Below are 26517 nucleotides of genomic sequence, written 5' to 3' on the forward strand. Positions count from 1 at the left end.
CGGCTGCCTACGCGGTTGCCATTCTTGATTTTTTGACCAATGATGCCCATGACTCAATACCAGAACCTTCTTTTCCCGCCGAGGGCGATCGCTGAGCCAGCTGTTGCAGTTGAGGACGCGATCCAGATCGTCGACCTTTTCGCTGGCCCTGGCGGGTTGGGTGAGGGTTTTTCATCCTCCGGTGATGGCCGTCATTTCGATATCATTGTTTCTGCCGAAATGGATCCTGTCGCTAGGAGGACGCTTAGACTGCGTGCTTTCTACCGCTTGCTCAAGCGCGAGTACCCTAAAGGACTCAAGGGTTACTACCAATACTGCAATGGCGAGGCAGCAGAGCCTAGCACCCCTGAAACAGCAGAGTTCTGGAGCCGCGCCGATCAGGAGGCACGGCAAATAACCTTGGGTTCGGATGCGGGCGACAAGGAATTGAATGGTCTCATCAACGACAGATTGAAAAAGGACGGGCGTCCGTGGGTCCTAATTGGCGGTCCTCCATGCCAAGCGTATTCGCTCGCTGGTCGATCCAGAAACCAAGCCAAGCAGGGTTATGTTCCCGAGAATGATCATCGGCATTTTCTGTATAAAGATTATTTACGCATCATCAAAGATTATCGCCCTACTGTTTTCGTTATGGAAAATGTGAAGGGGATCTTGTCTTCAAAAGTTGGAGGTAAAGGGATCTTTGCTCAAATTTTGGAAGATTTGGTGGATCCTACAAAAGCATTGGATAACGCAGAAGGAGGCCAAAAATACAAGATTTGTTCTCTGGTTTCCGAAGAGTCGTTCAGCTCTGCAGATTGCATGGGCAGGGTAAATCCCAAGTCTTTTATTATCGAAGCAGAAAAATACGGAATTCCACAAGCTCGCCATCGTGTCATCCTTCTGGGGATAGCGCTCGACGAGCACGGTAATGTTCCGCCCCATGACCTTTTGAAAACAACCGACCCGGTATCGGTGAGGCAAGCTATTGGTGGTCTGCCCAAGCTTAGAAGCAAGCTGTCAAAGCGTTCGGATTCTCAAGAAGCTTGGTATCAGGCTGTTGCTGACGAAGTAGATGATTTGCTGCGTCACGCGGAACTTGAAAGTGGCGAACTGATCGCGCCTCTGCGAGCTACTCGTCAAGCACTTTTCAATGCGCCAAAGAGTTCAGGTGGCGAACGAGTGCAAAAGGAGCAGGGTCAAGGTAATACAGGTATACCATCCTTGGATGCTTGGTATCAGGATCCCAATATCAAATATTGGATGAGTCACGATGCCCGCAGTCATATGCTGTCGGACCTGCGGCGATATGCGTTTGCGAGTACCTTTGCTGAACACAACAAATACTCGCCCAAAGGTCATCAGCAATTTTCTCTTCCTGGTCTCGCTCCCGCTCACAAGAATTGGGAAAGCGGTAAGTTTAGTGACCGTTTCAGGGTGCAGCTTGCAGGGCTTCCTGCAACTACTATAACTAGTCATATCTCGAAGGATGGGCACTACTTTATTCACTACGACCCTGCGCAATGTCGGAGCTTGACCGTTCGCGAGGCCGCGCGGCTTCAGACGTTCCCAGACAACTATTATTTCGAAGGGAATCGAACCCAGCAATACCACCAAGTGGGTAATGCGGTACCGCCATTGTTGGCAAACAAAATCGCGAAAATTGTTTATGATGTTGTCTGTCGGCGGGTTGCCGAATGTTCAGAAGTTATGGGTAAATGACCTGCGCAAAATGAATCGCCCTTTACTGCTGTAGAGCACTGATCGCATTTCAAATTGGGTTTGAAAGCGTTATACCAACCGACACTCGCCGACCTTCTTACCATCCCTCGGTCTTGTTGAAGATCTCTATCTACGATTATCTCAATCTTAGCCAGTCGAGCCGAAGTTTGGAGTGGGATGCAGGGACGCTTACATTGCTGTAGGAGTTTTAGTGGAGAAGGTTGAGTTGAGTAAGTATTTTCCTACTCAATAAAAAAGCCCCGATCAGATCGGGGCTTTTAGTATTTCGATTTGTCGATTTAATCGTCAAATCGCGGCAAGCTCAGGAATCAATCCCAGCTCAAAGCCCCGCCAGTCTGATACTCAATAACTCTCGTCTCAAAGAAATTCTTCTCTTTCTTCAAGTCCATAATCTCGCTCATCCAAGGGAACGGGTTCGTAGTCCCTGGATACTCTTCCTTCAAACCAATCTGGCTCAAACGACGGTTAGCGATGAACTTCAGGTAGTCCTCCATCATCGCCGCGTTCATGCCCAACACGCCGCGTGGCATGGTATCCCGGGCGTATTCGATCTCCAGCTGAGTGCCTTGCAGAATCATCTGCGAAGCCTCTTCCTTCATCTCAGCATCCCACAAGTGTGGGTTTTCGATTTTGATCTGGTTGATCACGTCGATGCCGAAGTTCAGGTGCATGGATTCGTCGCGCAGGATGTATTGGAACTGCTCGGCGACGCCGGTCATTTTGTTGCGGCGGCCCATGGAGAGGATTTGGGTGAAGCCGCAGTAGAAGAAGATGCCTTCCAGAACGCAGTAGTAGGCGATCAGGTTGCGGAGCAGCTCTTTGTCGGTTTCGATGGTGCCGGTTTCGAACTTCGGATCGGAGATCGAACGGGTGTATTTCAGGCCCCAGGTGGCTTTTTTCGCGACCGATGGGATCTCGTGGTACATGTTGAAGATCTCGCCTTCATCCATGGCCAACGATTCGATGCAGTACTGGTAGGCGTGGGTATGGATCGCTTCTTCGAAGGCCTGGCGCAGGATGTACTGGCGGCATTCCGGGTTGGTGATCAGGCGGTACACGGCCAGGACCAGGTTGTTGGCAACCAGGGAGTCGGCGGTGGAGAAGAAGCCGAGGTTGCGCATCACGATGCGGCGCTCGTCGTCGGTCAGGCCTTCCGGGTTTTTCCAGAGGGCGATGTCGGCGGTCATGTTGACTTCTTGTGGCATCCAGTGGTTTGCGCAGCCGTCCAGGTACTTCTGCCATGCCCAGTCGTATTTGAATGGCACGAGCTGGTTGAGGTCGGCGCGGCAGTTGATCATGCGCTTTTCATCGACAGCTACACGGGCGGAGGCGCCTTCCAGTTCGGCGAGGCCTTCGGCGACGTCGAGGGAATCCAGGGCAGCCTTGGCGCGGGCGATCGCGGCGGAGTCCGTCGCGGTCACGGCGCGGGCCTCTTGAGCGGCGGCACCACCGGCGCTGTCGAGGCGGTCCATGTTGGCTTCAGAAGCGTGGCCGGCATTGGCGCCTTTTACAGCGACTTCGCCGTCATCTTCTTTGTCGAATTCGTCCCAGCTCAGCATGACGTGTCGTCTCCTGCGTGAGGGCCAGTTGCCCGTGTGAAAACTGATAGGTTGGTTTTTCACACGGCCGGTTCTGGCCGCGTTGGATCTAAAGGAAATCGTTTGTTGCAGCAGTACAACGCAGGCAATAAACAGAATTTTGTACGGGTGTTCCGAAGCCGCTGATGGGCGCAGAGATCGCGAACCGCTCTGCGTGGGCTTCAGACTGGCTTTTCACTCCTGTAAGGGAATATTGCAGGCCCGTTTAAGTCCGCATTATAAGGAAATTTTCGGCCCCGTGGTGCGGCGAAATGGCACCTGGAGGGCTCGGTGAGGGGCGTTTTCAGGTTGGAGCGAGGGTTTACAGGGCTTTGGCGGAGGAAGTTTTTTTTTCGCCTGTTTCGGCTGGTTTTTGACGGTGAGGCCGGGGTGTTCGCACCGTTACGGGCAGCTGTTATGGCGCAAGCCAGATGGGGCGGGGCTTGCAGAGCAATAGACGGGGTTTTGTGGACGAGATTGTGTGCAATTCCGAGCTGCAAAGGGTCTTGAAAAGCGTTGTTCAAAAAACAACCAAAAACCCCTGTTTTTCACTACATGTTGTGGTTTTGGTCGATTTTCAACCACTCCAGACACAACTAAGCCCGACCGAAGTCGGGCTGTGATGTCGCGCCCGGTTTCAGCTGAAACGAGCGGCACCCACGCGGTCAGTACCATCGGCGGCAACTTTGGCGGCGCCGATGTGATCGGAGCCATCGGCAGCGACTTTGGCAGCGCCCGTACGATCAAAACCGTCAGCCGCGAAAGAGGCAGAACCGGTGTGGTCGTAACCGTCAGAAGCGACAGCCGCGTCGTTGAAAGCAGCCGAGCCAGTGCGGTCGTAGCCATCGGCGGCGAAGGTGTTGGCGGCCAGGACGGAAAGGGTCAGGGCGAGGATCAGTTTGGTTTTCATGGTAGTGGCTCCAGGTTCGTTGGCGTTGTGTGCCTTGGTGTGGAATTCATACTACGCCAGATAATTTGATTAAAAAGTGCAAATATATGCTTAAAGCAATCGAGTTAATCGATATAAGGCTCGGCGCTTCATCGGTCTTTGAAAAGGATGGGTCGAGCCTTGGGGGATAAGAGTGGGGCGGATCAGCCGTTGGAGCAGCCGTTACCCATGACGCTGTAGCGCAGAATGTGCCGCTGACCTTTGGAGTCGTCGTAGACCATTTTGGCCGGGACTACTTCGCAGACGTTCGGGACTTCGCTCATCGAGATGACTTTGGCGATGTCCAGGTGGGTGGAGTAGGTGTATTCCTCGACGACGGGTTGTTGCTGTGCGACATCAGTCGGGGCCTCGTCTGCCATGGCGGTTGCGCACAGACTGCTGAGGGCCAGAACCAATAAAGCTTTCATTTAAAAGTTACCTTTCTGAGGTCGAATGGGGTCACGCAATCCTTTTGGGATTGCGTGTGGAGCTTTAGTAAAGAGTCTTGGATTAACTGCCTTCGTGGGGGCTGCAACTGGGTTAATCACGTTGCCGTGTTGGCGAGACCGATTTTAGGCCTGGGCATGACGGGCATATAGCTGTGCTTTTGATAAACACCTTTGGCAGATTTGGTAATAATCGTCGAGCCCCCTAAAACAGTGGGTTTGAGCGCTTCGTCGCGGTATAGCCACATTTTGTAGGGGCTTGTTACTACCATCGTCGAATGGTTCTATAGGCCCGCCCCGGCTACAACTGGGGCCATACAAAAACAACTATTCCACCGAGGTAAGAAAGATGAGTGCGGCTTCTTTGTATCCCGTTCGTCCCGAGGTAGCAGCCAATACGCTGACTGACGAGGCCACTTACAAGGCCATGTACCAGCAGTCGGTCGTCAACCCGGACGGCTTCTGGCGCGAACAAGCCAAGCGCCTCGACTGGATAAAGCCTTTCACCACGGTGAAGCAGACGTCCTTCGACGATCACCATGTCGATATCAAATGGTTCGCCGACGGCACGCTGAACGTTTCCTACAACTGCCTCGACCGTCATCTGGCCGAGCGTGGCGATCAAGTCGCGATTATTTGGGAAGGGGATGACCCTGCCGAAAGCCGCAACATCACCTACCGCGAACTGCACGAACAAGTCTGCAAGTTCGCCAACGCCTTGCGCGGCCAGGATGTGCACCGCGGCGACGTGGTGACCATCTATATGCCAATGATCCCCGAAGCCGTGGTCGCCATGCTGGCCTGCGCCCGGATCGGTGCGATTCACTCGGTGGTGTTCGGTGGTTTCTCGCCGGAAGCCCTGGCCGGTCGCATCATCGACTGCAAATCCAAAGTGGTGATCACCGCCGACGAAGGCATTCGTGCCGGCAAGAAGATCTCGCTCAAGGCCAACGTCGACGACGCCCTGACCAACCCGGAAACCAGCAGCATTCAGAAAGTCATCGTGTGCAAGCGCACCGGTGGCGACATCAAGTGGAACCAGCATCGCGACATCTGGTACGAAGACCTGATGAAAGTGGCGGGCACCGTCTGCGCGCCAAAAGAAATGGGCGCCGAAGAAGCGCTATTCATCCTTTATACCTCCGGTTCCACCGGCAAGCCGAAGGGCGTGCAGCACACCACTGGCGGTTATTTGCTGTACGCGGCAATGACCCATGAGCGCGTGTTCGACTACCACCCGGGCGAAATCTACTGGTGCACCGCCGACGTCGGCTGGGTCACCGGCCATTCTTATATCGTCTACGGCCCGCTGGCCAACGGTGCGACCACGCTGCTGTTCGAAGGCGTGCCGAACTATCCGGACATCACCCGGGTGGCGAAGGTTGTCGACAAGCACAAGGTCAACATCCTCTACACCGCGCCGACCGCGATCCGCGCGATGATGGCGTCGGGCACCGCCGCTGTTGAAGGCGCCGATGGCAGCAGCCTGCGTCTGTTGGGGTCAGTCGGTGAGCCGATTAACCCGGAAGCGTGGGATTGGTACTACAAGAATGTCGGCCAGTCCCGTTGCCCGATCGTGGATACCTGGTGGCAGACTGAAACAGGCGGCAACATGATGAGCCCATTGCCGGGTGCTCACGCGCTGAAACCTGGCTCGGCAGCGCGGCCGTTCTTCGGCGTGGTGCCGGCGTTGGTGGACAACCTGGGTAACATCATCGAAGGCGTTGCCGAGGGCAACCTGGTGATCCTCGACTCGTGGCCAGGCCAGGCGCGCACGCTGTATGGCGACCATGACCGTTTCGTCGACACCTATTTCAAGACTTTCCGTGGCATGTACTTCACTGGTGACGGTGCGCGTCGTGACGCAGACGGTTACTACTGGATCACCGGTCGCGTGGATGACGTGCTCAACGTTTCCGGCCACCGCATGGGCACCGCCGAGATCGAAAGCGCGATGGTCGCTCACCCGAAAGTCGCCGAAGCGGCGGTGGTCGGTGTGCCGCACGACATCAAGGGGCAGGGCATCTATGTCTACGTCACGTTGAACGCTGGTGAAGAGACGAGCGAGCAACTGCGCCTGGAGCTGAAGAACTGGGTGCGTAAAGAGATCGGCCCGATTGCCTCGCCGGATGTCATTCAATGGGCGCCGGGCCTGCCGAAAACCCGCTCGGGCAAGATCATGCGCCGGATTCTGCGCAAGATCGCCACGGCGGAATACGACGGGTTGGGCGATATCTCCACCCTGGCCGATCCGGGAGTGGTGCAGCATTTGATTGATACGCACAAGACCATGAATGTTGCGTAAGTAGCATTCGGAGTCATCGAAGCCCTGCCAGGTGTTGAGTCTGGTGGGGCTTTTTGTTGTTGAAGATCAAAAGATCGCAGCCTTCGGCAGCTCCTACAGAGATCGCATTCCAGCTGTAGGTGCTGCCGAAGGCTGCGATCCTTTGCTGTTGATCTTCAACCAATAATTATCGGCTTCCACCGTGGGCCATTTCCTACTGTTACCCATCACCCTTCAAGTAACTGAATGTGTAACCGCTCGCCCGATAACGAGGCATAGGGAAACGCAAAGCCCCGTTTCAGGGCCTCTGAACCTTGCATAAAAAATTAGACACCACGCTGTGCTTGCTGGATTAGAAGGGTTTGCCAATAATAGGCCCGCAATTTGCAACATAGATCGGTTCACTGTCTTTTGCTCTTGCATGAAATTGCAGGGCTGTCAACGTGCCCAAGCGGCATTCTCGGTGCTTCTGTAATTTGTTGTCGCATTGAAGAAATATCGGCTTCTGGCCTGTCGTTAGAATGCCAATCACTCGCTCGTCGTTGCCTGCGTTGAAATCAGCGCACGGTTCCTAGGACGCAGCACCGCTTTTTGGTTTAACCATTCGCATATTGGGCTGTCGCTCACTCTGCCGTTTTTGCCCTTTACCGATGGAGTCCCAAGATGAAGAAACTCGTGCTGCTTGGCGCCCTGGCACTGTCCGTGCTGTCCCTGCCGACATTCGCCGATGAAAAACCTCTGAAAATCGGTATCGAAGCGGCTTACCCTCCGTTCGCCTCCAAAGCACCGGACGGCAGCATCGTGGGTTTCGACTACGACATCGGCAACGCCCTGTGCGAAGAGATGAAGGTCAAGTGCCAGTGGGTCGAGCAAGAGTTCGACGGCCTGATCCCTGCACTCAAAGTGCGCAAGATCGACGCGATCCTGTCGTCCATGTCGATCACTGAAGACCGCAAGAAGTCCGTGGACTTCACCAACAAGTACTACAACACCCCGGCTCGCCTGGTCATGAAGGCCGGCACTCAGGTCAGCGAAAACCTGTCTGAGCTGAAGGGCAAGAACATCGGCGTGCAACGTGGTTCGATCCACGAGCGTTTCGCTCGCGAAGTCCTGGCCCCGCTGGGTGCCGAGATCAAGCCTTACGGTTCGCAGAACGAAATCTACCTCGACGTGGCCGCCGGTCGCCTCGACGGCACCGTGGCAGACGCTACCCTGCTGGATGACGGCTTCCTGAAAACCGACGCCGGCAAGGGCTTCGCCTTCGTTGGCCCGGCCTTCACCGACGTCAAATACTTCGGCGACGGCGTAGGGATCGCGGTTCGCAAGGGCGACGCGCTGAAAGACAAGATCAACACCGCGATCGCGGCCATTCGCGAGAACGGCAAGTACAAGCAAATCCAGGACAAATACTTCGCCTTCGATATCTACGGCAAGTAATCGTCCCCGCAACAAGTCCGAAATGGCGCAAGCAACAGGATCTCTGAGGTTTGCGCCATTTTTTCATCCCAACTTTCGAGGACCTGAATCATGTTGAAAGGCTACGGGGCTGTCATCCTCGATGGCGCATGGCTGACGCTTCAGCTCGCCTTGTCGTCCATGGCCCTGGCCATCGTCCTGGGGCTGATCGGCGTTGCGCTGCGTCTGTCGCCGGTGCGCTGGCTGGCCTGGCTGGGCGATCTGTATTCCACGGTGATCCGCGGTATTCCCGATCTGGTGCTGATCCTGCTGATTTTCTACGGCGGCCAGGACCTGCTCAACCGCGTTGCGCCGATGCTCGGCTATGACGACTACATCGACCTGAACCCGTTGGCCGCCGGTATCGGTACCCTGGGTTTCATCTTCGGTGCGTACCTGTCGGAAACCTTCCGTGGCGCGTTCATGGCGATCCCCAAGGGTCAGGCAGAAGCCGGCATGGCGTACGGCATGAGCAGTTTTCAGGTGTTCTTCCGGGTGTTGGTGCCGCAGATGATTCGCCTGGCGATTCCGGGTTTCACCAACAACTGGCTGGTACTGACCAAGGCTACGGCGCTGATTTCGGTGGTGGGTCTGCAAGACATGATGTTCAAGGCCAAGCAGGCGGCAGACGCTACCCGTGAGCCTTTCACCTTCTTCCTCGCAGTGGCGGCGATGTACCTGGTGATCACCAGCGTCTCGTTGCTGGCATTGCGTCATCTTGAGAAGCGCTACTCGGTAGGCGTAAGGGCGGCTGAGCTATGATCTTCGACTACAACGTCATTTGGGATGCCTTGCCGCTGTACTTTGGCGGGCTGGTGACCACCCTCAAACTGCTCGCGCTGTCGCTGTTCTTCGGTTTGCTGGCGGCATTGCCGCTGGGGCTGATGCGCGTCTCCAAGCAGCCGCTGGTCAACATGAGTGCCTGGTTGTTCACCTACGTGATCCGCGGCACGCCGATGCTGGTGCAGCTGTTTTTGATCTACTACGGTCTGGCGCAATTCGAAACAGTACGTGAAAGCTTCCTCTGGCCATGGCTGTCCAGTGCCTCGTTCTGTGCGTGCCTGGCCTTCGCGATCAACACCAGCGCCTACACCGCCGAAATCATCGCCGGCAGCCTGCGCGCCACGCCGAACGGCGAGATCGAAGCGGCCAAGGCCATGGGCATGTCGCGAATCAAGATGTACAAGCGGATCCTGCTGCCATCGGCCCTGCGCCGGGCGCTGCCGCAGTACAGCAACGAAGTGATCATGATGCTGCAGACCACCAGTCTGGCGTCGATCGTGACCCTGATCGACATCACCGGTGCCGCGCGCACGGTCAACGCTCAGTTCTACTTGCCGTTCGAAGCCTACATCACCGCCGGCGCGTTCTACCTGTGCCTGACGTTCATTCTGGTGCGCCTGTTCAAAATGGCCGAACACCGCTGGCTGGGCTATCTGGCCCCGCGGAAGCATTGATATGGAACGTATCGATCATGCTTTGCCGTGGAGCCACCTGGGCAGTGAACGCCGGATCTCGGTGTTCCGCTTCGGCGCTGGCGAGCGTAAGGCCTACATCCAGGCCAGTCTGCACGCCGATGAATTGCCGGGGATGCGCACGGCCTGGGAGCTGAAAAAGCGCCTGACCGAACTCGAAGCCCAAGGCTTGCTCAACGGTGTGATCGAACTGGTGCCGGTGGCCAATCCATTGGGCCTGGGGCAATTGCTGCAAGGCAATCATCAGGGGCGTTTCGAAGCGGGCAGCGGTAAGAACTTCAACCGGGATTTCGTCGAACTCAGTGCGCCGGTGGCCGCCGAACTCGATGGGCATCTGGGTGATGATCCGCATGCCAATATTCGACTCATCCGCCAAGCCATGAGCGATCACCTGGCGGCTTTGCCAGAGGCGAGCAGCCAGTTGCAAGGCATGCAGCGCATCTTGCTCAGCCATGCCTGCACCGCCGATGTGGTGCTGGATCTGCATTGCGATTGCGAAGCGGCGCTGCACATGTACGCCTTGCCGCAACACTGGTCGCACTGGCGTTCACTGGCTGCGCACTTGAACGTCAAGGTCGGCCTGCTGGCGGAAGATTCCGGCGGCAGTTCCTTTGACGAAGCGTGCTCGCTGCCGTGGCTGCGTTTGTCGCGTCTGTTCCCGGATGCGCAGATTCCACTGGCCTGCCTGGCGACGACCATCGAACTGGGTGGTCAGGCCGATACCGGTCGCGCTGAAGCAAAGGCTCACGCCGAAGGCATTCTGGCGTTCCTCGCCGAGCAAGGCTTGATCGGCGGTGAATGGCCCAAGCCTGCGCAAGACGCGTGCGAAGGCATGCCGTTCGAAGGCACCGAATTGCTGTTCGCGCCGCATCCTGGCGTGCTGAGTTTTCTGCGTAAACCCGGTGAATGGGTTGAAGCCGGCGACGAGATTTTTGAAGTGATCGATCCGCTGGCGGATCGGGTCAGCACGGTGTGTGCTGGTACGTCCGGGGTGCTGTTTGCCATTGAACGGCTGCGTTACGCCCAACCCGGTTTCTGGCTGGCCAAGGTGGCGGGGCGCGAAGCGCTGCGTCACGGGCGCTTGCTCAACGACTGACTGACTGTTTTTGTGAGAACCGACCGCATGTACAAACTTGAAGTCCAAGACCTGCATAAACGCTATGGCAGTCACGAAGTGCTCAAGGGCGTGTCCCTGAAAGCGGCGGCTGGCGATGTGATCAGCATCATCGGCTCCAGTGGCTCCGGCAAAAGTACTTTCCTGCGTTGCATCAACCTGCTCGAGCAGCCGCACGCGGGCAAGATTCTGCTCAACAACGAAGAGTTGAAACTGGTTGCCAACAAGGACGGCGCGCTGAAAGCCGCCGACCCGAAACAGCTGCAACGCATGCGTTCGCGCCTGTCGATGGTGTTCCAGCATTTCAACTTGTGGTCGCACATGACTGCGCTGGAAAACATTATGGAAGCGCCGGTGCATGTACTCGGTGTGTCCAAGGCCGAAGCCCGCGAGAAAGCCGAGCACTACCTGAACAAGGTCGGCGTGGCTCATCGTAAGGACGCCTACCCAGGGCACATGTCCGGTGGCGAGCAACAGCGTGTGGCGATTGCCCGTGCGCTGGCGATGGAGCCTGAGGTGATGCTGTTCGACGAACCGACCTCGGCCCTCGACCCCGAATTGGTCGGTGACGTGCTGAAAGTCATGCAGGCCCTGGCACAGGAAGGCCGGACCATGGTGGTGGTGACGCACGAAATGGGCTTTGCCCGTGAAGTGTCGAACCAGCTGGTGTTCCTGCACAAAGGCGTCGTCGAAGAAAGCGGCAACCCGCGCGAAGTGCTGGTCAATCCGCAGTCGGAACGCCTGCAACAATTCCTCTCGGGCAGCCTCAAGTAATCGCTCCCGTTACGCACCAAATTAGGTCATGCTGCGCACCGCGCGCCAGATGGTCTAATTTGGTTGCAGCCGCCTTCGGCTTTAACACTGTCTTCGTTTCGGATTGCCCGCCATGACTGCCCATCGAATTGGTTTCCTGATTTGGCCCAGCACTAAAGCTCTGACGCTTGCGCTGGCTGAGGAGGCCTTGCGTGTTGCCCAGCGTGTGCACCCGGACGTTGTTTACGAATTGTCGTTTTTGCAGGCCGAACCGCCGACCGACGGCGCCTGGCAACTGCCCGGTGAGCCATGGGCCGGCAAGCTCGAAAACTTTCAGAAACTGTTCCTGCTCGCCGATGAGCCGCCGACTTCTCTCGCGCCGCCGCTCAGCAGTGCGTTGAAACAACTGGTGCGCGCCGGTTGTGTGATCGGCGGATTGTCCGCCGGTGTTTACCCATTGGCGCAATTGGGTTTGCTCGACGGTTATCGCGCTGCCGTGCATTGGCGCTGGCAGGACGATTTCGCCGAGCGTTTCCCGAAGGTGATTGCCACCAGTCACCTGTTCGACTGGGATCGTGATCGCTTGACCGCGTGCGGCGGCATGTCGGTGCTCGACCTGTTGCTGGCCGTGCTGGCCCGTGATCACGGCGCCGAACTGGCCGGTGCGGTGTCGGAAGAATTGGTGGTCGAACGCATTCGCGAGGGCGGCGAGCGCCAGCGTATTCCATTGCAGAACCGCTTGGGTTCCAGCCATCCGAAGCTCACCCAGGCGGTGTTGCTGATGGAAGCCAACATCGAAGAGCCGCTGACCACCGACGAAATCGCTCAGCATGTGTGCGTATCGCGTCGGCAGCTGGAGCGGATCTTCAAGCAATACCTCAACCGCGTGCCGAGCCAGTATTACCTGGAACTGCGCCTGAACAAGGCCCGGCAGATGTTGATGCAAACCAGCAAGTCGATCATCCAGATCGGCCTGTCGTGTGGCTTCTCTTCAGGGCCGCATTTCTCCAGTGCCTACCGCAACTTCTTCGGCGCTACGCCGAGGGAAGATCGCAACCAGCGGCGCAGCAGCAGCCCTTTCGAGTTGTCGTCGGTGCCGTCCGAGCGCGGGTGAACAAGTGCTCCACGCTCGGAGCTGAAGGCTGTGTTACTCGTCCATCGCGGAGCTGTCGGAGGATGAAATCTCCATTTCGCCTCGATTGATGACTGCTTCCACGCCGAAATCCGCACCCGTGCCTTCAAAGTAGTCGATCAGCCGTAACAGGCTCTCCTCGGAAAGCGGATTGCCTCTCAGGCTAATGTTCTCCGCGATGTCCAATGGCATTTCCAGAATGTCACTGGGGACTTCGGTGATTGCGTTTTCGCTCAGGTCTGCCCAATCCAGTTCAGTCAGTTGTAACAGGCCATGTGGTATTTCGGTGATGCCGGTGTCGTTAAGCAGGACGGTCGCCAGACTCGGCATCTGGCTCAGGTCCAGTGTTTGCCCCAGAGGGTTGTGGCCCAGATCGAGATACTCAAGCTGTTCCATTCCCGCTAATGCGTTTGTCGACTCCGGTGACAAACTGATGTAGCAGTCGGGCAATGACAACGATCTCAGTTGACTCATCTTGAATACCGCATCAGGAATGTTGCCCAGGTAGCACTCGCGCAGCCTGAGGCTTTTAAGGTTGGGGAAGGAATCCAGAAAGCGCCCGATACGGGGCGCACCGTTGGCACCCCGAAGTTCCAGCGCCGACACATGGTTGAAGTCGGCTCTCAGGCTCGGCAGGTCTCCGTTGATGATGGATTGGAATGTGAGCTCGAACGTGGGCTCAAGTGCGTCGTTGAAATCATCCAGTTCGGATTCATGCTGCCAGCACCTCTCAAGAAGCTGTTTGAATTGGTCACGGTTGGCTTGTTCGACAGCCAGTTGATTGGCGGTGAAGAGCGTGCCCGTAACGGGGTGCCGGTCCGGAGCGTCGGCGGTCCAGACAGACAAATCATTTCTCAATTGAGCAAGTTCTTCTTCAAGACGTGCCAGATAGGCGCGGCCTTCCTCCAGCGTGCCCGGCAATTCGTAGACAAACTGACTCGCTTGCTCGACGTCCATGCCGGGGTATAGCGCAGTGACGCGATCAATGTCCGCCTCGGGGGCATAGACGGACATGTCGTAAGCGGTATCGAAGTGGTGTCGCTTGATCAGTTCCCGGGCTCTGTTGGAAACCGGATTGTGCGTGAGGTGTATGCCACGCTTGTTGTACAACGAGCTCTCGAACAACCCGGCAGGCAACTCGCTGATACGGTTGTTCGTCAGCAGAAGGGTGTCGAGCCTTGGGTGTTGCAGGACGCCGGCCGGAATTTCGGACAGGTCGGTGGCGCTCAGATCCAGGTGAGTCAGTTCGCTCATTGTGTCGATGCGGGGTGCGGTTTCAAACGGATTCTTGTAAAGATCCAGCGAGGCGAGCTTCTTCAATGAGGTCAGTTTCGACCATGTGGCCGCGTCAATCCTGATGCCGCAATCGCTTAGAACCAGGGCGTGAAGGTCTGTCATTCGGGGGATGGCGTCGGGGAGGGTGGTCAGGGAAAAACGGCGTAACTCCAAGCGGCGCAATCCACTGAATCGCTGTAGAAACACTGGAATACCCTGCACGGTATGGTTGCCCTCCAGGGATAGCAGCGACACATGAGCAAAATCTGCATTTATTGACGGCAAGTCACCAATTATCGGCTCTGCAAACCTGAGCGTATACCGGCTAGTCTCATCCAGTGCGTCGAAGTCCCGTTCGGTCTGTCGCCGCCAACTGCGCTGGATTTCCTGAGCCAGCAACTTGCGATTGTTTCTCTCAGCTTGTTGATCCAGCTCACTGAGAGGGAGTCCGGTTTCAGGATGAGCAGTGGGCGTCTCGTTTATCCAGGTGCCCAGATCCTGATGCAGTTGGATCAGCTCTCTATTCAGGCGTGAGAGTTCAACGCGAGCGCCATCGGGGTGACTCTGCAATGCCTGGACTATGGACTGCAATTGCTCTTGAGACAGGTTGGGGTAAACATCTCGAACCCGGTCATTAAGCGTAGGTGTCTCGCGGTTAGCTCGACTATAGCCCTGCGTGCCACCGGGCAGGCGCATGGTGGTGGGGTCATAGTAGGGTTTGCGATGGGGATTTTTTGCGAACAGTGCGCGTAATGCCGGTTGCTCCAGAGCGTGCTCGACGATGCGTTGTTTGAATGTCCGGGCGTCTCCAGGCGAAGGGCTCAGTGCATTGCGTTGTGCATCCGGCAGCGCCTGAAAGAGGGTCTGATAGAAATCACCGGGTACTGATTCACTGTCCTGGTGAATCTGGTAGGTCCAGTCTTCGGCACGCACCAGCGTTTTAAGTGTCGGCGCATCGGGCTGACCAATGCTGTCACGCAGGGTCCCGTCATGGGAATAATCCCTCACTTCGATACGCAGCTCGTCAGGCCAGTTGGGTAATGAGTTCAGGCTATGTAAGGCCAGTCGATGGGTATCGGTGGTTTCCAGAGCTTCGGAATAAAGGCCTTCACAGGCTCGGGTTGCGCGTACGGCTTCCATGGCTTTTTGTGCCGCGTCCTTGAGGCGTTGGGGGATGCGGTTGCTGTGCAACTGCCGTAATTCGGTGCCGGTGGCATTGCTCACCAACTCTTGTGCAATATCGGTTGGTAGTCCCTGCACGTCGTCGAGCAGTCGCTGAACTGGCGGGCTATCCGTTTTTTCCTTTGCGCGGTAGAGCATTTCGAACAGCGATTTGCGGTACCTCAGGGCGAGATCCGCAGTCTGCTTTCGGAGTGTTTGCGTTTGGGTTTCCAGTGCCGACACAGGCGTGTCGACAGGCCATGAGTCGTACCGGCTCAGCAGTAGATATTGCATGGCCGGATCGGCCTTTCGATAGTCCTCGGGTTGGTCGCTGCCGATCTGTTCGATAAAGGTTTCAATGTCCCGATTGATCCTGAAGCGCTTGATCGTGTCTGTCAGCAGCGAAGGCGGGCGATACCGCTCGACATGCGTTTCACGCACTACGTTGTCGTGGTAACCGCTGATCCGCAGGATTTGCTCGCGCTCGGCGCTGCTGAACGATTCAACACTATGGCCGAGGCGACGCATGACCTTTTCCCGGTCCCAGTTCAACGGTTGTTCCAGCTCTGTATGCCAGGCGCCGTGGTTGTTATGCAGCAGAGTCGGCTGATAAGCATCGGCCCGGTTCGGATGCTCAATTTGAAATGCACCCGACGTGTGATCAGGTTTCACGGCATACAGTTTTTCTTCCAGTGGCAGCAGTGTCTTGCCCCCGTGACGATAGAGGCCAAGCTGATCGGGTTTTGATCCTTCGGGCAAACTGAGTGTTTGTTCGTAAGGTGTGAGATTCGGCTTCCAGTAACGGGTTTTTCCCTCAGGTGTCGTGATGGGTTTGAATGGGGCGATAAGCTCAACAGCTTCGCGCGAAAGCAGGCGACTGAAGGCGCCGGCAGCGATGGCGCCGCCCACTGCGAAGGTGCCTATCTGGACCACTGTTTCGGCGAACGTCATCAAGTGCCCCAGGGCTTCTGTTTTCAGCCCTATGGCCAGGTCCACGATGCCTTCGAAGGTCTCGTCGAGTAACTGGTAGGCCATATAGGCCAGCATCAATTCGCCAAGAAACGGAACAAAAGGCAACGCAACAAATGTCGCGATTTCAAGCAGTGTCGAGGCCACTTTGCTGAAGGCATCCCACAATGCCCACCGTGCGTTTCGGTCGGCAGAGGCGGTGGAGACGGCGAGCGTGCTGGCGTCGTTGAGGATCTTGTTCAGTTGCCGCTGATGGAGATGGTTCCACAGGTTCGCTCTGAACGGGGTCATCGAAAACCGGAGGTTGGGCCTGTCGATGGGTGTTTCGCGCCAACTCGGCATTGGGTCACCATGCTGGTGTGGGTGCCAGGTTACGCTCTGTAGGCGACGATTGAGATCAGCAAAAAAATGTCCCCTTTCTTTGTGGTCGACGAAGCGACTGAAGAACGTTTGGTAAGCGGGAGCGCGCAGCTTGCGGGTTAGCTCGTTCAGGAACGCCAGTGTGTCTGGGTATTGCTTGAGAGGATGCTCCGGATCGTCCGGGATGTAGGCGATGACCCGCGTTGCCTTGCGTGCCCGGTCAAGCTTCGGCGTGAACATGACGATGCCGGTCAGTGAGGAGGACATTATTGTCAGGTCGTGACAATAAAGCGGCTGACCATCCAGTCGCGCGCCCGAACGTCCTTCCACAATGCGCAGGATCGAGAGACGGGCGTCCTCTGGAATGTCGCGACGGATGTGCGCCATTTGCAGTGCGGATTTGAGTGCGGTTTTGTACGAACTGATCACCTTCGATTTCAGCACCGCAGCGGCCACCGGGTTGGTCAGCCCCAGATTGTCTTTAAGGTAAGTGGTGTACTGGGCGCCGATATCCAGTTCCCGGCACAACAGGGCAAAGGCTACGACAGTGAGTTTCTGCTTGACCATCGGCAGTGTCTCGAACTGCCCTGTGGGCGACGGTGCGGTGATGAACGTCGAGGCGGACTCATAAGCATCCGCTGCGGTTTCCGATTCCTGAAAATTATGAAGGCAGGCGTCGAGCAGCGAGACGGTCCAGGTACGCGCAGCACCCGTCTTGATCCCGAATGCGGGCACTGTTTGAGGCGTGTAGAGGCGCAGGAAAGTGGTTTTGACATCCAGTGCCAGGTCAAACCGGGTTTTCAGGGAAGCGCTCAAAAGGGGTTCGGCAAAGTCTCGTGCGTTTTGCAGCTTCGACAGCATCGAATCCAGGCGATTTCGATGGGTCCAGTGTTCCTGGCTGAGTTTTTTCAGCGATTCATGTTGCGACGGCGTCGCGGTGCCATGCCAGTCCGGCACCGCAAGCGAGGCTTGTTTGAGGGCGCTACGTGTACCAGGCGAGGCTTCTAATACCCAGCTCGGCAGATTATTGAACAGGTGATGGTAGTGATCGTCCGGTTGTGTGGCGGATTCACTGACGGCGACAGTGGAAGGGCGATCATTTTCGTATCGGCTCATGCGCTATTCCCTTAGCGTTTTGATTGGCCGCCAGCAAAACAGATCATGATGTGTCTGGTGCGGTACATAATTACCGCACTGTCCGACAACCCTGCCTATAACCTGTGTCGACAGTTTAAACTGCGCCTTTGCGACGGTATTTGTCGCATTGCCGTAAACCCGGGCAAAACCGGTGTTTGCGCTATAAGAAGTTGTCGCTTGGCGGCAAGGCCGGGCTGAAAACTGTCCTTACAATCCCCTCATCGCTCGCCAGTTTCAGGCGAGTGTTCCTCATCAGGAGACTCCGATGTCCGTTGAGCACGCTGCGGTAGAACGCGCCGATTTTGACCAGGTAATGGTTCCCAACTATGCGCCTGCCGCTTTCATTCCTGTGCGTGGCGCCGGTTCCCGTGTTTGGGACCAGTCTGGCCGCGAGCTGATCGACTTCGCCGGCGGGATTGCCGTTAACGTATTGGGCCACGCGCACCCGGCGCTGGTCGCTGCATTGACCGAACAGGCGAACAAGCTGTGGCACGTGTCCAACGTGTTCACCAATGAGCCGGCCTTGCGCCTGGCCCATAAGCTGGTCGACGCCACGTTTGCCGATCGTGTGTTCTTCTGCAACTCCGGCGCCGAAGCCAACGAGGCCGCTTTCAAGCTGGCCCGTCGCGTGGCCCATGACCGTTTCGGTACCGAGAAGTACGAAATCGTTGCCGCGCTCAACAGCTTCCACGGCCGTACCCTGTTCACCGTGAACGTTGGTGGCCAGTCGAAGTATTCCGACGGTTTCGGTCCGAAGATCACCGGCATCACCCACGTGCCTTACAACGATCTGGCCGCGCTGAAAGCCGCTGTTTCCGACAAGACCTGCGCGGTGGTGCTGGAGCCGATCCAGGGCGAAGGCGGCGTACTGCCGGCCGAGCTGTCTTACCTGCAAGGCGCCCGTGAACTGTGCGATGCGCACAACGCGCTGCTGGTCTTCGACGAAGTCCAGACCGGCATGGGCCGCAGCGGTGAGCTGTTCGCCTACATGCATTACGGCGTGACCCCGGACATCCTGACCAGTGCCAAGAGCCTGGGCGGCGGTTTCCCGATCGCAGCGATGCTGACCACTGAAGACCTGGCTAAACATCTGGTTGTCGGCACCCATGGCACCACTTACGGCGGCAACCCGCTGGCGTGTGCTGTCGCTGAAGCAGTGATCGATGTGATCAACACGCCCGAAGTGCTGAACGGTGTCAAAACCAAGCACGACAAGTTCAAGACCCGTCTTGAGCAGATCGGCGAGAAATACGGCCTTTTCACTCAGGTTCGTGGCCTGGGCCTGCTGCTCGGTTGCGTGCTGAGCGACGCCTGGAAAGGCAAGGCCAAGGACATCTTCAACGCCGCCGAGCGTGAAGGCCTGATGATTCTGCAAGCCGGCCCGGACGTGATTCGTTTTGCTCCAAGCCTGGTGGTTGAAGACGCCGATATCGATGCCGGTCTGGACCGCTTCGAACGCGCCGTGGCCAAGCTGACGCAAGCCTGATTCATACAGTGCTCCTCAGCGCCTATCGTAATAGATAGGCGTTGAGATTATTTCCTGTGCCGGGCCTGCCCGGCATTTTTTTCCCCGAGTTGGCGCAATTCGCCAACCTGATGTTAAGAAAGGAGTGACACCATGCTGGTGATGCGCCCCGCGCAAATGGCTGATCTGGGCGAGGTACAGCGTCTGGCTGCGGACAGCCCGATTGGTGTCACTTCCTTGCCGGATGACGTTGAACGCCTTAGCGACAAGATCGCCGCAAGCGAAGCCTCGTTCGCCGCCGAAGTGAGCTTCAACGGTGAAGAGAGCTATTTCTTCGTCCTCGAAGACACCGCCACTGGTAAGTTGGTCGGTTGTTCGGCCATCGTTGCCTCGGCCGGTTATTCCGAGCCGTTCTACAGTTTTCGAAACGAAACGTTCGTGCACGCCTCCCGCGAGCTGAAGATTCACAACAAGATCCACGTGCTCTCCCAGTGCCACGACCTGACCGGCAACAGCTTGCTGACCAGTTTCTACGTGCAGAGGGAGTTGGTGGGCACGCCTTGGGCGGAGCTCAACTCCCGTGGCCGTCTGTTGTTCGTGGCCAGCCATCCGGAGCGCTTTGCCGATTCCGTGGTGACCGAGATCGTCGGTTACAGCGACGAAAATGGCGATTCGCCGTTCTGGGATGCCATCGGTCGCAACTTCTTCGACCTCAACTACGCCGAAGCCGAGCGTCTGTGCGGTTTGAAGAGCCGCACGTTCCTCGCCGAGCTGATGCCGCATTACCCGATCTACGTGCCGTTGCTGCCGGACTCCGCTCAAGAGGCGATGGGCCAGGTGCACCCGCGGGCGCAAATCACCTTCGACATCCTGATGCGCGAAGGCTTCGAGACTGATCACTACATCGATATTTTCGATGGTGGCCCGACTCTGCATGCCCGCGTCTCGGGGATCCGTTCGATCGCCCAGAGCCGTGTGGTCCCGGTGAAAATCGGTGAGCCGGTCAAAGGCGCCGGTCGTCAGTATTTGGTGGCCAACGCCCAGTTGCAGGATTACCGCGCTGTGTTGCTTGAGCTCGATTACGCGCCGGGCAAACCCGTGACCCTGGATCTTGAAGCGGCCGAAGCCTTGGGCGTCGGTGAAGGTGCCAGCGTGCGCCTGGTGGCGGTTTGACGCCTGCTTCCTGGAGAGAAATGTCTGGAAAGCAGCGAAATTTCGCGGGTGGCGCAAGCGGCCCGTTTGAGGAGATAGCATGATCGTTCGTCCCGTACGCAGTAGCGATTTACCCGCTCTGATCGACCTGGCCCGCAGCACCGGCACTGGCCTTACCACCTTGCCGGCCAACGAAGAGCGTCTGGCCCATCGGGTTGGCTGGGCCGAAAAAACCTTCCGCGGCGACGCCGGGCGGGGCGATGCGGACTACCTGTTCGTACTCGAAGACGACAATGGCCGCGTGGTGGGTATTTCCGCGATTGCCGGCGCCGTCGGCCTGCGTGAGCCCTGGTACAACTTCCGGGTGGGCCTGACGGTCAGCGCCTCGCAAGAGCTGAATATCTACCGCGAAATTCCGACGCTGTTCCTGGCCAACGACCTGACCGGCAACTCTGAACTGTGCTCGCTGTTCCTGCACGCCGATTACCGCAGTGGCCTCAACGGTCGCATGCTGGCCAAGGCGCGGCTGCTGTTCATCGCCGAGTTCCCGCAACTGTTCGGCAACAAGATCATCGCTGAAATGCGCGGCATGTCCGACGAAGCCGGGCGTTCGCCGTTCTGGGAAAGCCTGGGCCGGCATTTCTTCAAGATGGAATTCAGCCAGGCCGATTACCTCACTGGCGTGGGCAACAAGGCGTTCATCGCCGAACTGATGCCGAAATTCCCGCTGTACACCTGCTTCCTGTCGCCAGACGCGCGCAACGTGATTGGCCAGGTTCATCCGGACACCGAGCCGGCCCTGGCGATGCTCAAGAGTGAAGGTTTCAGTTACCAAGGCTACGTCGACATCTTCGACGCAGGCCCTGCGGTGGAGTGCGAAACCGCCAAGATCCGCGCGGTGCGCGACAGCCAGGCGCTGGTGCTGGCCATCGGCACCCCGGGTGATGACGCCACGCCGTTCCTGATCCATAACCGCAAGCGCGAAGACTGCCGGATCACTGCCGCGCCAGCACGCTTCGCCGCTGGCACGCTGGTGGTTGATCCGCTGACCGCCAAACGTCTTCAACTCAACGCTGGCGATCAAGTACGCGCCGTTCCGTTGTCTGCAGCTCGGGAGTCGAAATAATGAATTCGTTATACATCGCCGGTGAATGGCTGGCTGGCCAGGGTGAAAGCTTTCAATCGGTGAACCCGGTGACCCAGCAAGTGCTGTGGGCCGGCGAAGGCGCCACTGCCGCTCAGGTCGAGTCGGCCGTGCAAGCCGCGCGTCAGGCGTTCCCGGGCTGGGCCCGTCGTACCCTGGAAGAGCGCATCAGCGTACTGGAAGCTTTTGCCGCCGCGCTGAAGAATCACGCCGACGAACTGGCTCGCACCATCGGTGAAGAAACCGGCAAACCCTTGTGGGAAGCGGCGACTGAAGTCACCAGCATGGTCAACAAGATTGCCATCTCGGTACAGAGCTACCGCGAACGCACCGGCGAGAAGAGCGGCCCGTTGGGCGACGCCTCCGCCGTATTGCGTCACAAGCCGCACGGCGTGGTGGCGGTGTTCGGTCCTTACAACTTCCCCGGTCACTTGCCGAACGGTCACATCGTGCCGGCGCTGCTGGCCGGTAACAGTGTGCTGTTCAAGCCCAGCGAACTGACACCGAAAGTCGCCGAACTGACGGTCAAGTGCTGGATCGAAGCCGGTCTGCCGGCCGGCGTGCTGAACCTGCTGCAAGGTGCTCGCGAAACCGGTATCGCCCTGGCGGCGAACCCGGGCATCGACGGTCTGTTCTTCACCGGTTCCAGCCGTACCGGCAATCATCTGCACAAGCAGTTTTCCGGTCGTCCAGACAAAATCCTCGCGCTGGAAATGGGCGGTAACAACCCGCTGGTGGTGGATCAGGTCGCTGATCTCGATGCGGCCGTTTACACCATCATTCAGTCGGCGTTCATTTCTGCCGGCCAGCGTTGCACCTGCGCCCGTCGCTTGCTGGTGCCGCAAGGCGCCTGGGGCGATACGCTGCTGGCGCGTCTGGTGGCGGTCAGCTCAACCATTGACGTCGGTGCGTTCGATCAGCAACCAGCGCCGTTCATGGGCTCGGTGATTTCCCTCGGCGCTGCGAAAGCCCTGATGGAAGCGCAAGAGCATCTGTTGGCCAATGGCGCCGTGGCGCTGCTGGAAATGACTCAGCCTCAGGCTCAGGCTGCCTTGCTGACCCCTGGCATTCTGGACGTGACTGCGGTTGCCGATCGTCCTGACGAAGAGCTGTTCGGTCCGCTGCTGCAAGTGATCCGCTACGCTGATTTTGAAGCGGCGATCGCTGAAGCCAACGACACAGCTTATGGTCTGGCGGCCGGCCTGCTGTCGGATTCCGAAGCGCGTTATCAGCAGTTCTGGCTGGAAAGCCGTGCTGGTATCGTCAACTGGAACAAGCAGCTGACCGGTGCTGCGAGCAGCGCGCCATTCGGCGGCGTCGGTGCCTCGGGCAACCACCGCGCCAGTGCCTACTACGCGGCGGATTACTGCGCGTACCCGGTGGCCTCGCTGGAAACCCCGAGCCTGACCTTGCCAGCGGCCCTTACGCCCGGCGTGCGCATGTCGTAACGCCCATTCGCGGGCAAGCCTCGCTCCTACGGGATTGTGCAAAACCTGTAGGAGCGAGGCTTGCCCGCGATGGCCGCGACTCGGTCGCACTGAACAGTTAGTTACTGAAGCCTATAACAACAGATTCTCGTGGAGCCTCGCTGATGAAATCCTATGAAGTCAATTTTGACGGTCTAGTGGGGCCGACCCATAACTACGGTGGCCTGTCCTACGGCAACGTCGCCTCCCAGAGCAACAGCCAGCAATCCTCGAACCCGAAGGAAGCCGCGCTGCAAGGTCTGGCGAAAATGAAAGCGCTGATGGATATGGGCTTTCAGCAAGGCGTGCTCGCACCACAGGAGCGCCCTGACGTAGCCGCCCTGCGTCGCTTGGGTTTCAGTGGCACCGACGCGCAAGTGATCGAGCAAGCCGCCAAAGACGCAATGCCGCTACTGGTTGCCAGTTGCTCGGCGTCGAGCATGTGGGTGGCCAACGCCGCCACGGTCAGCCCGAGTGCCGACACCGCCGACGGTCGTGTGCATTTCACCGCCGCTAACCTGAACTGCAAATACCACCGCAGCATCGAGCACCCGACCACCAGTCGCGTGCTGGGCGCGATGTTCGCTGACCAGAAACACTTTGCTCACCACGCCGCGTTGCCGGCCGTGGCGCAGTTCGGTGACGAAGGCGCGGCCAACCACACCCGTTTCTGCCGTGACTACGGCGAAGCCGGCGTCGAGTTTTTCGTGTTCGGTCGCAGCGCGTTCGACACCCGTTATCCGTCCCCGCAGAAGTACCCGGCGCGCCAGACCCTCGAAGCCTCCCAGGCCGTCGCTCGCCTGCACGGCTTGAGCGATGACGGCGTGGTCTACGCCCAGCAGAACCCTTCGGTGATTGATCAGGGCGTGTTCCATAACGACGTGATCGCCGTGGGCAACGGCGAGGTGCTGTTCTATCACGAGGACGCCTTCCTCGACACCGACCAGATGCTCGCTGAGTTGCAAGGCAAACTGGCAAAAGTCGGTGGGAAATTTCAGTCGATCTGCGTACCGCGTTCCGCGGTCACCGTGGAAGACGCCGTTCGTTCCTACCTGTTCAATAGCCAACTGCTGTCGCGTCCTGACGGCTCCATGTTGTTGATCGTGCCGGAAGAATGCCATGGCAACGAACGCGTCTGGCAGTACCTGCAAGGCCTGACCAGCTCTGGCGGCCTGATCCGCGAAGTGAAAGTGTTCGATCTCAAGCAGAGCATGCAGAATGGCGGCGGCCCGGCTTGCCTGCGGTTGCGCGTCGCCCTCAACGAAACCGAGCTGGCGGCCGTCAACCAAGGGGTTATCATGACGGCTCCGTTGTACGGCACATTGACCGAGTGGGTCGAAAAGCACTACCGCGACCGCATGACCGAAAACGATCTGGCGGACCCGCAATTGTTGCTTGAGTGCCGGACGGCACTGGATGAACTGACGCAAATCCTTAAACTGGGCGCGGTTTATCCATTCCAGATCAATTGATATCTCCAGACGAGAGTGTAAATACATGAGCGATACCCTGCAGCTGATCCTTGAAGACACCGACGGCACGCAACTGGAAACTTCCTGCACCCGCGTCGCGGTCCTGTGGCAAGGCAAAGAGCTGTGGATCCAGCAGGACGGCCGTGGCCAGTTGCTGATCGGCGTGGACGTCGAAGAGGGTGACGCTGAATACGCGAACCTGCTGCTGCGCCCATTGGCGACTAATCTGGTAAGTCTGCAACTGGAGATGGAACCGGCCGAGCTCGGCGATGATGAGGACCACGTGCACGGCCCGGATTGCAATCACGACCACTAAGGAAACCGCTCTATGCTCGCCCTCGGCAAACTGCTTGAACTGACCCTCGCCGGCCGCGAACCGGCGGAGAAGACTCAACTGACTGTCGAAGGCGTACGGATGCGCTGGTTGAGCGAAGGTGCGCTGGAAGTCCGGCCACCTGAAGCTCGCGACAATGGCCTGGACCTGCTGCTGTCGGCCGGTATCCATGGCAACGAAACAGCGCCGATCGAGCTGCTCGATCGCCTGTTGCATGACATCGCCCGCGGTGACTTGAAGCCGCGCGCCCGTATTCTGTTCCTGTTCGGCAATCCCGAGGCCATCCGTCGCGGTGAGCGTTTCATCGAGCAGGACGTCAATCGGCTGTTCAACGGCCGTCACGAACAAAGCAGCGGTTCCGAGGCCTTGCGCGCCTGTGAGCTGGAGCGGCTGGCGGCGACGTTCTTCAGCCTGCCGGACCGCAACCGTCTGCACTACGACCTGCACACGGCGATCCGTGGCTCGAAAATCGAGCAGTTCGCCCTGTACCCCTGGAAAGAAGGACGTCAGCATTCGCGCCAGGAGCTGGCTCGCTTGCGCGCCGCCGGCATGGAAGCGGTGCTGTTGCAGAACAAACCCTCCATCGTCTTCAGCTCCTACACCTACGACAAGCTCGATGCCGAGTCCTTCACTCTGGAACTGGGCAAGGCTCGTCCATTCGGGCAGAACGAAGGGGTCAACGTCAGTCTGCTGGAAACCCGCCTGAAGCAGATCATCGAAGGCACCGAGCCGCCAATGACCGACGACGGGCTGGATGGCTTGCAGTTGTTCAGCGTGTCGCGGGAAGTCATCAAGCACAGCGATAACTTCCGCCTGAACCTGCCGGCGGACATCGAAAACTTTTCGGAATTGAAAGTGGGTTATGTGCTGGCCGAGGATATTGCCAATACCCGCTGGATCGTCGAAGAGCAGGGCGCCCGGATCATCTTCCCGAACCCCAGGGTCAAGAACGGCCTGCGCGCCGGCATCCTGATCGTACCGACCACCGACGAAAACCTGGTCTAGGCACAACACCCGTCAAATGTGGGAGCGGGCCTGTGTGGCGAGGGGGCTTGCCCCCGTTCGGCTGCGAAGCAGTCGTAAATCCAGATAGGTCTGAACCCAAGCCGGGGGCCGCTTCGCGACCCAACGGGGGCAAGCCCCCTCGCCACACAAGCTCGCCCCCACAGGTTTTATCGGTGTTTAGACAGCTACCGCGCGAGGCTCGCTGCGGCGCAATGCGCGAGTCTTGTGCAGCGTATCTGCACACGTCTTCGCCGCTTCCTGACCTTTATGCACGAAATGCTCGAAGAAGAACTTCTGATGTTCTTCACCGGCATGGAAGTGGTGCGGGGTCAAAACCACCGAGAACACTGGCACTTCGGTTTCCAACTGAACCTGCATCAGGCCGCTGATCACCGACTGGGCGACGAATTCGTGGCGATAGATGCCGCCATCGACCACCAGGCCCGCGGCGACGATGCCGGCATAACGACCGGACTTGGCCAGCAACTTGGCGTGCAGCGGAATTTCAAAGGCGCCGCCGACTTCGAAGAAATCGATGTCCGACTCCTGATAACCCTGGGCAATCATTTCAGCGACGAAGCCTTTACGGCTCTGATCGACGATTTCCTTGTGCCAGCAGGCCTGGATGAACGCGACGCGCTCGCCCTGATGGTTTTTGCTCTTGCTATCGATTGCGGTGGGTTGCATGTTC

The 26517-nt window shown here is 58.0% G+C and carries 20 protein-coding genes; 15 read left to right on the plus strand and 5 right to left on the minus strand.

Going from position 1 to position 26517, the window contains the following annotated elements; translation table 11 throughout:
- The first annotated feature begins 48 nt into the window (after nt 1–48).
- Nucleotides 49–1701, plus strand: coding sequence for a DNA cytosine methyltransferase (locus tag ACCC96_RS24610; RefSeq protein WP_413697160.1), 1653 nt, complete (start codon nt 49–51; stop codon nt 1699–1701).
- A 329-nt stretch (nt 1702–2030) separates the two neighbouring features.
- On the opposite strand, the gene ACCC96_RS24615 is transcribed toward ACCC96_RS24610, so the two are convergent.
- The 3 genes from ACCC96_RS24615 to ACCC96_RS24625 all read right to left on the minus strand — a co-directional run bounded on the left by ACCC96_RS24615 (nt 2031) and on the right by ACCC96_RS24625 (nt 4655).
- Nucleotides 2031–3281, minus strand: a complete 1251-nt coding sequence (locus ACCC96_RS24615) for a ribonucleotide-diphosphate reductase subunit beta (RefSeq protein ID WP_413697161.1) — start codon at nt 3279–3281, stop codon at nt 2031–2033.
- 655 nt (nt 3282–3936) lie between these two features.
- On the minus strand, nt 3937–4209 hold the full coding sequence (locus tag ACCC96_RS24620) for a hypothetical protein (RefSeq protein WP_019651757.1): 273 nt from the start codon (nt 4207–4209) through the stop codon (nt 3937–3939).
- 182 nt (nt 4210–4391) lie between these two features.
- A complete protein-coding gene (locus tag ACCC96_RS24625; RefSeq protein ID WP_413697162.1) occupies nt 4392–4655 on the minus strand; it encodes a DUF2790 domain-containing protein in 264 nt (87 codons plus the stop codon).
- A gap of 367 nt (nt 4656–5022) precedes the next feature.
- Here ACCC96_RS24625 and acs point away from each other — a divergent pair, with 367 nt between their 5' ends.
- The 7 genes from acs to ACCC96_RS24660 all read left to right on the plus strand — a co-directional run bounded on the left by acs (nt 5023) and on the right by ACCC96_RS24660 (nt 12868).
- On the plus strand, nt 5023–6978 hold the full coding sequence (gene acs / locus ACCC96_RS24630; RefSeq protein ID WP_413697163.1) for an acetate--CoA ligase: 1956 nt from the start codon (nt 5023–5025) through the stop codon (nt 6976–6978).
- Nucleotides 6979–7620: 642 nt separating this feature from the next.
- Nucleotides 7621–8394 (plus strand): ABC transporter substrate-binding protein, encoded by a 774-nt coding sequence (locus ACCC96_RS24635; RefSeq protein WP_204125589.1) that lies wholly within the window; start codon nt 7621–7623, stop codon nt 8392–8394.
- A 90-nt stretch (nt 8395–8484) separates the two neighbouring features.
- Nucleotides 8485–9174 carry an ABC transporter permease gene (locus tag ACCC96_RS24640; RefSeq protein WP_007934894.1) on the plus strand — a complete coding sequence of 230 codons (690 nt, stop codon included), beginning with the start codon at nt 8485–8487 and terminating at the stop codon, nt 9172–9174.
- Nucleotides 9171–9869, plus strand: a complete 699-nt coding sequence (locus ACCC96_RS24645; protein ID WP_018926395.1) for an ABC transporter permease — start codon at nt 9171–9173, stop codon at nt 9867–9869. The genes ACCC96_RS24640 and ACCC96_RS24645 overlap by 4 nt, the downstream gene beginning before the upstream one ends.
- Before the next feature lies 1 nt (nt 9870).
- Complete coding sequence (locus ACCC96_RS24650; protein WP_413697164.1) at nt 9871–10983, plus strand: succinylglutamate desuccinylase/aspartoacylase family protein; 1113 nt, start codon at nt 9871–9873, stop codon at nt 10981–10983.
- Between the two features lie 27 nt (nt 10984–11010).
- A complete protein-coding gene (locus ACCC96_RS24655; protein ID WP_007971015.1) occupies nt 11011–11775 on the plus strand; it encodes an ABC transporter ATP-binding protein in 765 nt (254 codons plus the stop codon).
- 112 nt (nt 11776–11887) lie between these two features.
- The gene (locus ACCC96_RS24660) at nt 11888–12868 is read left to right on the plus strand and encodes a GlxA family transcriptional regulator (protein ID WP_007934898.1); all 981 of its coding nucleotides are present in this window, start codon (nt 11888–11890) and stop codon (nt 12866–12868) included.
- Between the two features lie 33 nt (nt 12869–12901).
- Here ACCC96_RS24660 and ACCC96_RS24665 read toward each other — a convergent pair whose 3' ends face one another.
- Entirely contained in the window at nt 12902–17767 is a 4866-nt protein-coding gene (locus ACCC96_RS24665) for a dermonecrotic toxin domain-containing protein (RefSeq protein ID WP_413697165.1), read from the minus strand.
- A 286-nt stretch (nt 17768–18053) separates the two neighbouring features.
- Between ACCC96_RS24665 and ACCC96_RS24670 the strand changes: the two genes are divergently transcribed.
- From ACCC96_RS24670 to astE, 7 genes are all read left to right on the plus strand, one after another.
- Nucleotides 18054–19274, plus strand: a complete 1221-nt coding sequence (locus ACCC96_RS24670; protein ID WP_096480933.1) for an aspartate aminotransferase family protein — start codon at nt 18054–18056, stop codon at nt 19272–19274.
- Nucleotides 19275–19406: 132 nt separating this feature from the next.
- On the plus strand, nt 19407–20426 hold the full coding sequence (aruF, locus tag ACCC96_RS24675; protein ID WP_007934901.1) for an arginine/ornithine succinyltransferase subunit alpha: 1020 nt from the start codon (nt 19407–19409) through the stop codon (nt 20424–20426).
- Nucleotides 20427–20505: 79 nt separating this feature from the next.
- Entirely contained in the window at nt 20506–21531 is a 1026-nt protein-coding gene (gene astA / locus ACCC96_RS24680; protein ID WP_019651765.1) for an arginine N-succinyltransferase, read from the plus strand.
- On the plus strand, nt 21528–22997 hold the full coding sequence (gene astD / locus ACCC96_RS24685) for a succinylglutamate-semialdehyde dehydrogenase (protein ID WP_413697169.1): 1470 nt from the start codon (nt 21528–21530) through the stop codon (nt 22995–22997). Before astA ends, astD begins: the two co-directional genes overlap by 4 nt.
- 143 nt (nt 22998–23140) lie before the next feature.
- Complete coding sequence (gene astB / locus ACCC96_RS24690; RefSeq protein WP_019651767.1) at nt 23141–24487, plus strand: N-succinylarginine dihydrolase; 1347 nt, start codon at nt 23141–23143, stop codon at nt 24485–24487.
- A gap of 25 nt (nt 24488–24512) precedes the next feature.
- Nucleotides 24513–24803, plus strand: a complete 291-nt coding sequence (locus ACCC96_RS24695; protein WP_046042326.1) for a hypothetical protein — start codon at nt 24513–24515, stop codon at nt 24801–24803.
- A 12-nt stretch (nt 24804–24815) separates the two neighbouring features.
- Nucleotides 24816–25826 carry a succinylglutamate desuccinylase gene (astE, locus tag ACCC96_RS24700; RefSeq protein WP_413697166.1) on the plus strand — a complete coding sequence of 337 codons (1011 nt, stop codon included), beginning with the start codon at nt 24816–24818 and terminating at the stop codon, nt 25824–25826.
- 177 nt (nt 25827–26003) lie between these two features.
- Here the strand turns inward: astE and ACCC96_RS24705 are convergent, their stop codons facing one another.
- Nucleotides 26004–26513, minus strand: coding sequence for a 6,7-dimethyl-8-ribityllumazine synthase (locus ACCC96_RS24705; protein WP_019582888.1), 510 nt, complete (start codon nt 26511–26513; stop codon nt 26004–26006).
- Nucleotides 26514–26517 lie beyond the last annotated feature (4 nt).

Origin of the sequence: Pseudomonas sp. Pseusp11, assembly GCF_047304405.1 — a bacterium.
GTDB lineage: Bacteria > Pseudomonadota > Gammaproteobacteria > Pseudomonadales > Pseudomonadaceae > Aquipseudomonas.